The organism is Nonomuraea sp. ZG12 (genome assembly GCF_052068115.1).
Taxonomy (GTDB): Bacteria; Actinomycetota; Actinomycetes; order Streptosporangiales; family Streptosporangiaceae; genus Nonomuraea.
Genome location: NZ_JBQHCW010000004.1, coordinates 173,697 through 186,935 on the forward strand (window position 1 = coordinate 173,697; position 13,239 = coordinate 186,935).

Genomic DNA, 13,239 nt, shown 5'->3' on the forward strand with positions numbered 1-13,239 from the left:
CTCCCTCTTGGTATGCCCCCGGCCTCGCGCCGGGGGCCTGCCCCTGCCTGGAAGGAGCCTTCATGCTGATGTCGGTTGCCGACATCGAGGCGCGCACTCAGCAGGTGTACGAAGACGCAGCGCTGATCCAGGTCCAGTCGTACATCATCGACATCACTGGGCTGATCGAGGACTTCCTCGGCCGCTCGTACGCGACGACCGAGCCCCCGGCCGCTGTGCGGGCCATCGCCTGCCGCGAGGTGATGCGCTACGTCAATACCGACCCTGGGATCGCCACCGACAGGCTCGGTGAGCTGTCCACGGGTTACGCCCACCAGGGCGCAATCGAGGTGCTCTCGGACGCCACAGAGTCCGCCCTGCGCCGCTACAGGAATCGCCGCGGAATCGGCTCGATCCAGCTTGTCAGCCGGTTCATTCCCGATCCCGTAGAGGACACCGGGAGTACTCCGTGATCCTCGACAAGGCCAACGAGATCGTGAAGATCTTCGACACCGAGTGGGTTCCGGACGGATACGGCGGGGGGCTCTCCCCCGTCAAGAGCGAGAACTTCACCGAGTACAAAGCGTTCCTCCTGCCGACCGGCTTTGCCGGCGCGGGCTGGGCGGTCAACATCCGCTACTCCGGACAGGGCTGGGCGGACACCGCTCGACTGACGGTGATCATGAAGTGGAAGCCCAGCTTGCTGAGCATGGGCCAGTGGACGCAGGTCGAGGCCCAGGGCCAGATCTGGACCGTCGTGCAGGCTCCCAGGCGCTGGAAGAGCCAGCGAGTGGAGTACGTGACGGTGCTGGTCGAGCTGAAGGGGGACCTGGAGTGAGTGTCTGGATCGACCCCAATATCGCCGAGATCGTCGCCGGTTTGGACGGTGTCAAGGACGAGGTGGTCGCCACGGCCCACCGTGGCGCAGCCAAGCTGCGGGCCAACATCGCCAAGCGCTCTGGGGCCATGGCCCGAAGCGTGACCGTATCCAAGGGCACCAAGGACGCCTTCTTCGGCATCAAGGATGCAGGCGCGTTGGGCTACAACTACGGCCACCACAACAACTGGTCGGACAGGGACATCGCCGGCAGCCATGTGATCGAGAAGACGATCAGGGAGATGTGATGACCCCTGATCCCGAGAAGGCGATCATCGCCGCTCTTGAGCACTACCTACCGGACCTCGTCCAGGGTGGCCAATCTCGCGTCTTCCCCGTCGCCCCGAACAACTGGGACAAGCTCGATTTCCTGGTCGTCAGGGCGACCCAGGGTGGCGCGAGCACGCTCCCGCACCTGTGGGCTACCTGCTTCTTCGAGATCGAGGCGTTCGCATCTACGCGCGGGGATGCCTCCCTACTCGCTCGTCGAGCTTCCGTAGCGATGTCGCAGGCAGCTCGCGACAACTTCCGCTACGAGACGGAGACAGAGGCCGGCTACCTGTTCCGCTTTCGCGAGGTCAACGCTCCGAGCCTCATCTACGACGGCCTCAGCTCGAAGCATGGCGACCGCGACATGTTCCAGGGGACCTACCAGATCTCCTTGCGCCCGCTGCGCTGAACCCGCCTTTCCCATGCCTACTTTCAGGAGGTTGGCAGTAGATGCCGCCCACTTACGTAACTCAGGACCCGGTCCTCGTCCCCGCAACTGGCTACATCTTCGTGGCCCCGGCCGGCACCCCCAAGCCGGTGCTCCCCTACGACATTCGCAACGAGCGGACGCTGAAGCAGAGCGTCGGCCTGTCCTGGTCCAGCATCGGCAACACGTCGCTGGAGTCCGGGATCAACCGCGAGTTCGAGGGTGACGACCCCGAGGTGCTGGGCACCTGGCAGCGCCCGAACCTGCGGACGACCAACCCGACCAAGGTCTATGCGCTGACCATCGCGCTGGCCGACTTCACCGTGGACAGCTACACCCTCTACTACGGCGGCGGAGACGTCGCCGCGGATGGCTCCTTCGTCATCCCGAACGTGAGCGCCGCGCAGGAGCGCGCCCTGCTGATCGTCGCCGTAGACGGCGACAAGCATGTGGTGGAGCACTACGAGCGGGTCAGCCTGATCGGGGCCGAAGGCACGCAGTTCGACCCGGCCGCGATGGCGGAGATGCCCGTGCGAGCCACGGTCCTGGGCGGAACTGAGGGTCAGGGCCAGATCAGCCCCGTCATGTGGGGTGCCGCGGTCGAGGTCAACCCGCCGACCGTCACCACCGTCGAGCCGGCCACTGCCGCGCCTGGTAGCACGGTCACGATCACCGGCACCTTCCTCAACGCTCCGGTCACCGTGTGGTTCGGGGTCTACGAGGGCCTGGAGCCCATCACGACTCCGACCGGTACCCAGCTCACCATCACGGTCCCGACGCCGGTAGAGACCGGCGACCTGCCGGTTCAGCTCCGGGTCCAGACCAACTTCGGCGAGAGCACCGAGACGCCGTTCACGATCGACCAGGTTCCCTGATCCCTTCCTTCCTTCCTTCCTTCTATCAGCCCAGGTGAGGCGTCACAGCCCACCTGGGCACTAGCCCTGCCGCGCGTGTTGGGGATGGCCGCGCGGTGGGGCTTTGCCATCCCTGCATCCCCTGAAGCAAGAAGAAAGGAAGCCCTCGTGGCTCTCAACTATGCGGACCTGATCGCCGAGGTCGAGCAGGAGAAGGCTGACAAGTCCCTGCCGTTCGTTGCCAAGGATGGCAAGACGGTCCTGCTGCGCCCGATTCTCCTGCTCAGTGACGCCGAACTGAAGACTGTGCAGGTCCTGATCAAGAAGATCGGTGACGACGACGCGGACTCCATCGACCGCCTGACCGCCATTGACCACCTGCTCGCCGCGGTCGCCGACAAGAAGGACTCCCTGAAGAAGTCCCTGGCTGACCTGCCGCCCGGCTTCCACGCTCGGATCTTCAACGAGTGGAACAAGGCCGTCAACGCGGGGGAAGCCTCGGCCTGATCGAGCTGCTCGACGAGCACGGGGGCGAGCTGTACGCGGACTTCCGCCGCTACTACCAGCTAGATCTACGTGATCTCGCTCGTGGCCGGCTCTCCCCCAGGCTTGCCCTGGCCCTGATCAGGCACCTCCCCGCTGAGTCCGCGTACGTCTCAGCCCTCCGAGGCATCGAGTACGCCGGCTGGGACCGGCACGCCTACATGACGGCGGACCTCTACGACGCCGTCAGCTCCTTGACCTACCTCTTCCTGGCCACGAAGTCCGAGAAGCCCAAGAGGGTCAAGCCCTTCCCCCCGTACCCGCGCCCCGGCGTGAAGGCCGAGGAGGGGTCCACCAAGCCCACCAACCCACTGCTTGCCCGTTTGAGGGGTGAGGACGCACCAGCCCCCTTCCTCGGGCCTGGCTCGAAGATCCCTCTTCCTCCGTCCCGCCCCTAAGGCCGGATGGAGGAACACATATGGCGGGGAGTCCCGCTCGCAAGGAAGTCGGGCGCGTAGGCGTCAAGGTCGTCCCGGATACCTCAGGGTTCGGATCTGACCTCAAGAGCGAACTGGCCAAGCACGCAAACACCAAGCTGGACATCGAGGTCGAGGGTGACTTCGCAGACTTCGAGGCCGACCTCAAGCGGATCACCTCCGGCAAGCACACCGTCAACATCGAGGTCAAGGCTGACGTTGCCGCCGCCGAGGCGGCCATCAACCGGGCCGCCCAGGACCGCACCGCCAAGCTCAAGCTCGACGTCGACACCAGTTCGATCGACGCAGCTCTAGCAAGGGCCCAGCAGCGTCTATCCGGGACCACCACCCAGAAGATAACCCTTCAGGTCGACCTGGACTCCAAGGCGGCTGAGGCCAAGCTACGAACGCTGACTCGGACCCAGACGAAGAAGATCCGGGTCGATATCGACACCAGCTCCTTCGACAAGGCCAAGGACGCCATCACGGACCTTGGCAGTGCCATCACCAGCGCCCTGTCAGGTGCGGCAGGCTTGCTCAGCGGCGTCACGAACGCCTTCAGCACCTTGGGCAGCACGGCAGGCTCGACAGCTTCGGCGGTGACCAGCTCGGGCTCCGCCATCTCTGGAGTCCTAGGCAGCGTCTCCAGCGCAGCCTTGTCCATCGTCAGCACCATCGCCCAGATCGCCGGCATGGCTGTGGTGATCACCGGAGTGATCGCCTTGCTGGGCTCACTCATCGTCGCAGCCGGAGCGGCAGTCGTTGCCCTGGCCGGCGTAGCCATCGGCGTAGCCAGCCTCATCGCACTACCTGCCATCTTCGCGGGCGTCGCGGGCCTGATGATCGCCAAGTCCGACGAGCTCAAGGCCGCTTTCTCCGAGCTCGGAAAGACGCTCAAGGCGACAGTCACCGAAGCCGCGATGCCCATGATGGACGCGCTGACGGCGGCGGTCGGCCGGATCAACGACGCCGTGTCCGAGGGCGCTCCGCTGTATGACGCGCTGGCCCTGGCCTTCGAGAGTGCCAGCCAAGCCGTAGGCCCTCTGACCGATGGCCTGATCGCCTTCGCCGAGAACGCCCTCACCGGGATGGCGAATGCCCTGTCCGACCTGGAGGCCCAGGGCTTCTGGGACGGGATCGCCGACGGGCTGGGCACCCTGGGCGAGGCGTTCGGTGGCTTCTTCACCAGCCTGGCCGCCTGGGCTCCTGAGCTGGAGGCATCGTTCCAGGCGCTCGCCGACGGGATGAACATCCTCCTGCCCTCGCTGGCCAACCTGTCAGGTGCGTTCGCCTCATTTGCTCCTGAACTGATCAACGGACTCGCGACCGCGTTCGGAACATTGTTCGATGCTTTCGCCGCCAACAAGGACATCTACGGCACAGCAGCCGTGGCGCTGGCCGACGGGCTCAATCGGATGGCACCTGCCTTCGAGAAGATCACGTCGGCACTGGCCCAAATGACTCCAGGGATCATGGACGCCCTGGCAGCCGGCCTGGAGCGCATCGCCACCTCCCTGGATGCCGACACCATCACGAACCTCGGCCTGTTCGCCCAAGCGATGGTCGATATGGGGGTCAAGGCCGCCGAGGCGGCGATCTCCATGACCTCGACCTTGGGTGAGGCTTGGGAGAGCATCGGCCGTGGTGCCGACATCAACGCCGGCATCTTGAAGGAGGCGGCCTCCGTCTCCGTGGAGCACCTGAAGGGCCTGGTGACCCAGGCCGACTCCACCCGCGAGGCAGCCAACAACCTCGTGCGCCAGCTCCAGGTTTCCTGGGAAGCGGTGATCACCTCCACGAAGGCCGCCGCGGACGGCACCTGGGACGCCTGGAAGACGGGAATCGACCGGCTCCAGGAGACCAACCAGACCGGCCTGGCACAGCTCAACGAGGACTTCAGGACGCGCTTCGGCGAGCTCATGGAGACGGTCAACGAGACCGGCGGCCAGCTCTCGCCAGCCTGGAAGGCGCAGATGCAGACCCTCATCGACGAGACGAGGGCCTCTGGCGGGCCTCTGGGCCAGTCCATGGCCGACAACATGCAGAAGATCCTCGATGCGCTGAGCACGGGCGGAGCAGCCAACGTCGCCAAGGTGCAGGAGATGCTCCGGGGCATGGAGAACCAGGTCCAGGCATCCCAGATCGCCTCGGCCCTGGGCATCAAGATGGACGAGGCCAGCTCGAAGGTCACTTCCAGTGGGGCGCAGATTCAGACGAGCTTCGCCGCTGTGATGAACGCACTCCCGGAGATGGTCCGCAGCGCCAAGACGCCAGAGGAGCTCCAGACCAAGCTGGACCAGATGACCACCATCGTCTCGGGTGCGGCCCCCGCCATGGGGACCGCGTTCAAGGCCCTCGGTGACTCCATGGTCAAGGGCATCGCCGACGCGGACGTGACTACGGCCACGACCACGCTGATGACCTCGATCCAGACCGCGATCACGAGCGGCGTGCCGGGCGTCGTGTCGGCCTTCCAGCAGCTCCCAACGCAGCTCGCCTCCGCGATGGCCACAGGGTCAACGACGGTGACCGCAGCGGTCACCACCCAGATGACCAACATCACCCAGGCCGTCACCACAGGCGTGACCAACGCGGTCACCGCGTACAAGAAGCTCCCGACCGACATGGCCGCGGCCTCTGACTTCTCCACCACCAACGAGAAGATCAAGACGGCCATGGAGACGGCCAAGAAGGACGTCGAGAGCAACGTCAAGCTGATGGTGACGGAGCTCAAGAAGCTCCCCGACGCCGGCAAGGAGGCCGGCAAGCTCGGAGGCTTCGCAGCAGCGGTCAAGTCCGAGGTCGAGGAGGCTAGGGAGGCTGTGGCCCTTGCGGTCCAGCAGATCGTCAGCGAGCTCGAACAGCTGAACCGCACCTTCACCACGAACATCGTCGTCAACGTCACCCGCAACGAAGAGGGCGGGGGAGGCGAAGGAAACATCGCCCCCAGCAGCCTGTCCCTTGCTAGCTCCGAGCCCATGCTGATGAGCACGGAGCCTGTTGCCCTCGCAGCGATGGCGTCGCCCTACACGGAGCAGGCCCGGACCACCGAAGCGATCATGAGCTATGCCCGCGCCATGAAGTCCGGCCGGCCGTTGTCCACGGAGACTCCGACCGTTCAGAAGGTCTACAACTTCACTATCAACGCGGCACCCAACGTGCCGACCGAGGAGCAGTTGAGGCGGCAGCTCGCCTACGCCGACGCGCTCTACGAGTAATCAGCGCCACCTCTCACCGAAGGCCCCGGCCCACCAGCCGGGGCCTTTCAGCTGTGCCCTCAAGGAGGCTCATTGCTGTTCCAACCGACCGTCGTACAGCTCCGAGGCGTGGACAACAAGCTCTACACGCTGGCCGGCGCTGGAGAGAGCTCAGCGGCGATCCTGCTTCAGCCGGGAGCCAAGGGCCTCGACGCCCCCACCTTCACTCTTCACGAGGACGAGTACCCGGCCATCGAAGGAGGCCACCTACGCTCCGCCCGAGCAGGCATCCGGGAAGTGTTCCTCCCCCTGAAGATCTCCGCGACCACCAGGCCCGAGATGATGAAGCTCAAGCGTGACTTCATCGCCTCGCTCAACCCGACTCAAGGTCTGGTCAAGCTCCTCTTCACTGAGTACGCCCAGCCGTCTCTCGAAGGCCCGCTCGAAGCCGAGCCCACCAAGCAGCTCACCTGCTACTACGTCTCAGGCATGGAGGGCGGTGAAGACGCCTCCGACGGGGTGAACTGGTCTACCTACGGCCTGATCCTGCACGCAACGGACCCATACTTCCGTGCTCTGCTCCGCACCAATGTGAGCTTCGTCCACTACGACACCTTGCGTCCGTTCATCCCGGACGTCGGCGCGAACCCGTTCCTGAGCCTCGACGGGCTGACACCCGGCGAAGGTCTGGCGCTCTCGACCAACCCCGAGTGGATCACCACTCAACTGGTTCCCAGCATCGGGAACGCCGAGGTACGGCCCCGATGGACCATCCGAGGCCCGCTCAACTCGACCTTCAGCCTGCGCTTGCACAACGCAGCAGGCGAAGTCGTCAAGGAACTGCGCATACACAAGCCCGTCTCGCTCGGCCCCGATGAGGTGCTGACCATCGAGACGACGCGCGGAGAGCTCGACGTCTTCCTTCAGGCCGTCGATGGCACCGGCCCCCGCACGCCCCTGTGGAGCCACTTCGACATCAGCTCCGATATGTGGGGGCTCAAGCCGGGTGACAACCAGGTGACGTTGCAGGTCGATCAGCCGCCCAACCTCACGCCCGAGGAGCTGGAGGACTGGCTGGTCCTCAACCGGCCGGTCGTGTCCCTGTCCTACCTCCCGGCATACCTAGGGATCTGAGCTTTGGACGCCAACTTCAAGATCTACGTTCGCGAGTCGCTGTTCCCCCGCGACACCAGCATTCCTCCGCTGGCTATCGTCAGTGCGCTCGACGCCTACACCAGCTTCGACGCGATTGTCCGCCACAACGATGTCGGATCCTGGACCCTCGTACTTCCCGCAGAGCATCCCCAGGCCCGGCTACTCCAGCCGGGCCGCGGCATCGTCGTCCTGAGGGAAGGGAACAGCTCCCCGGTCATCTCAGGCCCCATCCGCAAGATCACCCGAACGTGGGATGACTCCTCGGACTCTGGAGCCGGCTCCATCACGGTCACCGGAGTGGACGACAACGTGTTCCTGGCCGAACGCCTCGCTCTGCCTGCCCCTCAGAACGACATCCACCTTCAAGGAGCTGCCCAGCTCTGGAAGGCCGACCTGGCGTGGAGGAATGCCGGCGAGCTCCTGTACCACCTGCTCAAGGAGAACACCCAGGGCCACTCGTCCAGAGCCTTCCAGCCGCTGTTCTTGGCACCTCCGTCCGAGGATCTCTTGGCCGACGAGTCCACCAAGTCAGTCCGTCTCAAGTTCGACCGGATTGACGAACTGGTCGCTCTACTGTCGAGCGTCTACAACATGTCCGTGCGGTGCGTCTGGCACCCAGACCCGAAGGCAGCCGGTGGCGACAACGGCGAGCCTTCAGCGGCCGGCCCCGGCCTGCTGGTGACCTTCGAGCCCATCCGAGACATGACGGGTACCGCTCGCTTCTCTGCGGATCAGGGCAACCTGCGAGGTTACACGTACTCGACGGACGCCCCCGATGCAACCAGGTTGGTGATTGGCACCCAGAACCGCACCTGGCACGAGGCCACCCACGAGCCGACCTACGACGAGCTGGGGAACGTCACCGGCTACACGGTCAACATGGCCGAGAAGCAGGGCCCCGAGCGCTGGTTCGGCTACTACATCAACCGCTTCCGAGACCCGTGGTGGTGGGGCGACCCGGCCTCGACGCCGGCCGAGTTCCAGGACACCCTTCAGTGGGCCCAGCAGGGATTCTCTGCCACGGAGGTCGAATGGGGCATGTCGACCGAGCGATACAAGGACCGGCGTGACATCCCTTGGCAGTGGGCTCAGGACCCGTACCAGCAGACCGGCTGGCAGCTAGACCCTCCCACATGGTCCCCGCACTACAGGGCGCTCATGGACGAGGTGGAGTCGTTCAACCTCGAATCCGGCCCGAAGGGGTCCATCAAGGTCCACCCGATCGAGACACCACGCCTGCGCTACCACCTGGACTACGGCATCGGCGACCGAGTGAGCGTCAACGTGGACGAGGTGGACCAGGTCGAGCAGGTGAACGAGGTCCGGCTGAGCGCCACCGCGCAGGCCGGCCCAGAGGTACACCTCACGATCGGCGCGTCCAGCGCCACCGAGACGCCTTACCTCTACAGGTCCATCCGGGATCTGTGGAAGTCGCTCAACAACCTGTGGACCCGTGAGGCGCTGAGCCAGCCGCTCGACACGATCCCCCCGGCCCCGTTCGTCTTGAGGAAGGTGGTCTGAGTCTATGGCGATCACAAGCGTCACCGCCGTGGAGTGGAACGGCTCATGCGATGTCTCCATCGTTGACGGCCTCCCCACCGCCCCGGTGCCTGTAGGGAACGTCGGCTTCCGTATCGTCGTGGACAGGGCGCACACTGTCGGCATCTTCGTGGACAACGTCCTGCTCCCCAACTCCGAGTGGCCTATAGACACATCCAGCACCTATACGATCCAACTCAAAGTCCCCAACGACGGACTGGACCACAAGATCCAGTTCATTGACGACGGGACGCACGGCAATCCTGCGGCCAAGTCCTCGATCCTCACGGCACCCGCAATTGACTGTGCGGGCTTCATCACTTTTGAGGCCCTGGGCGAAGCCACTCACCCGGTGACCAAGGAGAAGTACGTCAAGGTCCGGGTGGCCAACACTGGCGCGGTCAATGAGACTCTGCTGGCTGACCTCTTCATCGACCCTAGCGCCACCTTCGCTGAATACCTTGAGCCGGGCGAGTCGAAGGTCATCACCGGCGTAGTTCCCGCCGATGGCAACTACCACCAGGTGGAGGGTCGCGCATGGCGCATCCAGCCCGACGGCGGCTTCGCCTTCCACGGGCACCTAATGAGCTGGGGTATCAAGGCCAACCCCACACCACCCCCGGCCGAGGACCCCACGAGCAGCGCTACGGTGTTCACGCCTGGCGAGACGATCTACGTAAGCAGCGCCACAGACAGCACCCCGCTGGCAGTGGACGGCTCGGAGTGGATTCTCCTAGAGATCCGTGAGCGGCCGGAAGCCGCGGAAATCCCCGAGCCCTGGAGGCTCATCGGAACAGAGGGCGGCTTCGTCCTGCCTCAGCAGGACGGCTCCTGGGTGTCCTCGATCTTGACGGACGAGACGTCGTACCCCCTGGGCACGAAATGGGATCTCCGCGCCCGCAGGTTCCAGGAGTACCGCCCATCGGAGGAGTACCTCCAGTACTTCAACATGGGCGAGACCGGAGGCGAGGAGCCCGAGCCCCCCAGCATTCCCTTCATCCTCGGGCCCAACAGCCCGTTCCCTGACGGGATCATGCGCCTCAACACATGGGTGACCTTGTACGGCAGTGGCACCCCTGGCTCCGTCATCGAATTCCAGGCCGCCCACACCAGCTCCGGGAGCGAAGGCGAGGAGACGATAACGCCGAACACCCCCGCGTCATGCACGGTCGGGGCGGATGGCCGCTGGCAGACCCGCATCTACGAGTTCGAGCGCGGCCCCTACTCCGAGGTGTGGATTGTCGCCTACCGAGCCCGAGCCCAGCTCAATGGCCAGACAACCGAATGGTCCGGCCCTAGCACGCTGTGGTGGGCCGACCACTGATCGATAACACTCCCAACCACGAGAGGCGAGGGCGTTGATTCTTGCAGGCAGCGTAAACCCCAGTGAGCACGGCTGGCCTTTCGCCGAAGGCGCGGGCCAGGTTGTCACCCAGCACCACTGGAAGACCATGGCCCAGACGTGGCAGTCCAACGGCGTGGCTGGTATGCCCTATACCGGCACGCCTTCGGCCGGCAACACGGGGCTGACGGGAGTGCGAGCCTCTGAGACGGTGGTCACCGTCCAGCCCGGCCACGCCACCATCAACGGCTTCTACTACGAGCTCACCACTCCGAAGGACTTCTCGCTCGACATCACGGGCTTGGACTTCGCCGACGACGGCACAGGCCGGCTGATGCGCCGCGACCTGGTCGTGCTCAAGGTGGACGAGGTCCTCGGAGAGTTCAGGCTGGTCCAGATCAAGAACGGTGTGACTAACGCCTCCGGCTCATGGCAGGTAGTCCTCAACGATCCCACCACGGAGATCCCCCTGTTCCAGGTGGATGTCCAGCAGGACATCGGCGTCGACCGGATCGTAGACCGCCGCTGGTTCCTCTCTCAGAGCATCCGGCCGCTGAGGTTCGAGGAGCCCGGCTTCGAGCCGGCCCCGGCCGATGGCGAGCTGGGTGTGGACGCCACGGGCTCTCGACTGGTCATCGGCAAGGCCGGTCAGTGGATCTCGGCCCGCGAGGTCTTCACCAACGACATCCCCCCGGAGATCACCACCCGCCTCGACGGACACGACACCAGTCTGACCGGACATGGCACACGCCTGGACACCCTCGACGGCTCGGTCTCGGCTCTACAGACCAACGTCTCCGAGATCAACACCACCATGAGCAACGGGCAGCTCATGCGTGACCTCACGTTCACGCTGGAAAACACCGCGAACTGGAACCTGAACAGCCCAGCCGGCGCGACCCTCATCTCGAATGCTTACGTCTTCGACCGGTACTTGCATGTCACGATCGGTATGCAGAGGCTCTTGACCGACTTCGCGCCTATGGCGTGGGGCGCAACCCCCATCGTCTTGATGAAGAACATCGTGCTGCCTGCGGGTGCCGAGTTCAGGAACAACTACCCGTACCCCGCAGTCGTAAGCCTCCCCACCGTGACGACGGCCGGCACCAACACGACCGCCTGGATCACGGCTACTCAGACCGACGGTATGCCCAGCTTCGTTCTGAAGGCGTGCCCGTCAGGTATCAAGGTGAACGGGTTCCTGCACGCCACTTTCTCCATGCCGCTCATCGGGGACTGGGCGTGACCAACACCGATCCGAGCCTCGGTATCGCCATGGAGAGGCTCCAGAGCCGCGTGGAGGTTGGCTTCGCCAAGATCGATGGCCAGAACGCCCTCATCCTTCTGCGCCTCGATCAGTGGGACAGCAAGCACGCTGACCTCACGCTCCGCGTCAATGAGCTGGAGGACTGGAAGGGCGAGATGGACAAGTCCGCGGTGACCAACGAACAGCTCAAGGACCGTACCCGGTTCATTCTCACCATCATGACCACGGTGGTCGTGGTCATCACCGGCGTCTTCGGCGCTATCCAGTTCTTCACCCCCTGAACAAGAAGTAAGAAGTCCATCCCTGGGCCCTGCCATACGGCGGGGCTCTTTCCTTTGGAGGTCCTTTGACGACCGCATCCAAGGTGGTGGCCGAGGCAGAGCGCGACCTCGGCATGAAGGAGAAGCCGCCCGGCTCAAACCTGGTGCCCATCACCCGTGAGTTTGGCAAGATCCCCGGCTACCCCGGCAAGGGCTACGGCTACCCCTGGTGCGCCGCAGCCACGTCAGTCTGGCTGGAAGCCATCGGCCTACGGCCGAACGTGGACTACCCACACACGGCAAGCACCATCACCCAGTACAACTGGGCCAAGAGCCGCGGGCGCTGGTACAAGACCCCCAAGGTCGGGGACCTAGTCCTCTACAGCTCCAACGGGGGCTCCAGCGGCATCTACCACGTCGAGCTCGTGACGAAGGTCAGCTCCAGCTCGATCACGACCATCGGTGGCAATACCTCCGGATCCGATGAGCGTGGCATCCAGGGCAACGGAGACGGCTGCTACCGCAAGACCATCTCCCGAGGCAACAGCCGCATCTACGGCTTCGTCAGGCCCCGCTACAGCAACTCCAACGACGCACCTGACAAGCCCTGGGATGGTAAGTCGTACCCCGGCTTCCTGATGCGCCTGGGCGACCGGGGAGCCGAGGTCAAGGCAGCTCAGAAGCTGCTCAACTCCTTCGGCTGGAAGCTCGTCGTCGATGGGGACTTCGGACCCGCCACCCAGCACGCGGTGGAGGTCTTCCAGGACCATCACGGCCTGGAGTCCGATGGCGTCATCGGCAAGAACACCTGGGCCAAGCTCTCGGCGGGAGAAGGCCGCGGGAAAGCGGTTGCTGCGCGGCCTACGCCGGCCTCGAAGCCGGCCCCGCGCCCGGCCGTCAAGCTGAACCGCACTCTCAAGCTCGGCAGCGAAGGCGCAGACGTGAAGCTGCTCCGCGACCGGCTCATCGCCAAGGGCTACACCTACCTCAAGCCCGGCTCGAAGTGGGGCTCCTACATGACCGTCGCGGTCATGGACGTCCAGGCCCGCCATCACCTCACGGTTGATGGCCTGGCCGGTGCCGACACCTACAAGGCCCTGGGCCTGTGAGGAG

At 64.7% G+C, this 13,239-nt stretch carries 14 protein-coding genes; all 14 read left to right on the forward strand.

Annotation, left to right across the window (positions count from 1 at the left end):
• The first annotated feature begins 68 nt into the window (after positions 1-68).
• Positions 69-452 carry a hypothetical protein gene (locus tag ACTMTF_RS15105; RefSeq protein WP_441111178.1) on the forward strand — a complete coding sequence of 128 codons (384 nt, stop codon included), beginning with the start codon at positions 69-71 and terminating at the stop codon, positions 450-452.
• Entirely contained in the window at positions 449-817 is a 369-nt protein-coding gene (locus ACTMTF_RS15110; RefSeq protein ID WP_441111179.1) for a hypothetical protein, read from the forward strand. The genes ACTMTF_RS15105 and ACTMTF_RS15110 overlap by 4 nt, the downstream gene beginning before the upstream one ends.
• On the forward strand, positions 814-1,104 hold the full coding sequence (locus ACTMTF_RS15115; RefSeq protein WP_441111180.1) for a DUF5403 family protein: 291 nt from the start codon (positions 814-816) through the stop codon (positions 1,102-1,104). Before ACTMTF_RS15110 ends, ACTMTF_RS15115 begins: the two co-directional genes overlap by 4 nt.
• Positions 1,104-1,535 carry a hypothetical protein gene (locus tag ACTMTF_RS15120; RefSeq protein ID WP_441111181.1) on the forward strand — a complete coding sequence of 144 codons (432 nt, stop codon included), beginning with the start codon at positions 1,104-1,106 and terminating at the stop codon, positions 1,533-1,535. Before ACTMTF_RS15115 ends, ACTMTF_RS15120 begins: the two co-directional genes overlap by 1 nt.
• 41 nt (positions 1,536-1,576) lie before the next feature.
• A complete protein-coding gene (locus ACTMTF_RS15125; protein ID WP_441111182.1) occupies positions 1,577-2,428 on the forward strand; it encodes an IPT/TIG domain-containing protein in 852 nt (283 codons plus the stop codon).
• Positions 2,429-2,503: 75 nt separating this feature from the next.
• On the forward strand, positions 2,504-2,914 hold the full coding sequence (locus ACTMTF_RS15130) for a hypothetical protein (RefSeq protein WP_441111183.1): 411 nt from the start codon (positions 2,504-2,506) through the stop codon (positions 2,912-2,914).
• A complete protein-coding gene (locus ACTMTF_RS15135; protein ID WP_441111184.1) occupies positions 2,875-3,348 on the forward strand; it encodes a hypothetical protein in 474 nt (157 codons plus the stop codon). Before ACTMTF_RS15130 ends, ACTMTF_RS15135 begins: the two co-directional genes overlap by 40 nt.
• Before the next feature lie 20 nt (positions 3,349-3,368).
• Positions 3,369-6,584 (forward strand): hypothetical protein, encoded by a 3,216-nt coding sequence (locus ACTMTF_RS15140; protein WP_441111185.1) that lies wholly within the window; start codon positions 3,369-3,371, stop codon positions 6,582-6,584.
• Between the two features lie 72 nt (positions 6,585-6,656).
• Positions 6,657-7,697: a hypothetical protein gene (locus ACTMTF_RS15145; protein ID WP_441111186.1), complete on the forward strand. Its 1,041-nt coding sequence runs from the start codon at positions 6,657-6,659 to the stop codon at positions 7,695-7,697.
• Positions 7,698-7,700: 3 nt separating this feature from the next.
• Positions 7,701-9,239 carry a Gp37-like protein gene (locus tag ACTMTF_RS15150; protein WP_441111187.1) on the forward strand — a complete coding sequence of 513 codons (1,539 nt, stop codon included), beginning with the start codon at positions 7,701-7,703 and terminating at the stop codon, positions 9,237-9,239.
• 4 nt (positions 9,240-9,243) lie between these two features.
• A complete protein-coding gene (locus ACTMTF_RS15155; RefSeq protein WP_441111188.1) occupies positions 9,244-10,581 on the forward strand; it encodes a hypothetical protein in 1,338 nt (445 codons plus the stop codon).
• Between the two features lie 34 nt (positions 10,582-10,615).
• Positions 10,616-11,845 (forward strand): hypothetical protein, encoded by a 1,230-nt coding sequence (locus ACTMTF_RS15160; RefSeq protein WP_441111189.1) that lies wholly within the window; start codon positions 10,616-10,618, stop codon positions 11,843-11,845.
• Positions 11,842-12,147, forward strand: coding sequence for a hypothetical protein (locus tag ACTMTF_RS15165; protein ID WP_441111190.1), 306 nt, complete (start codon positions 11,842-11,844; stop codon positions 12,145-12,147). The genes ACTMTF_RS15160 and ACTMTF_RS15165 overlap by 4 nt, the downstream gene beginning before the upstream one ends.
• Positions 12,148-12,233: 86 nt before the next feature.
• The gene (locus ACTMTF_RS15170; protein WP_441111191.1) at positions 12,234-13,235 is read left to right on the forward strand and encodes a peptidoglycan-binding protein; all 1,002 of its coding nucleotides are present in this window, start codon (positions 12,234-12,236) and stop codon (positions 13,233-13,235) included.
• Positions 13,236-13,239 lie beyond the last annotated feature (4 nt).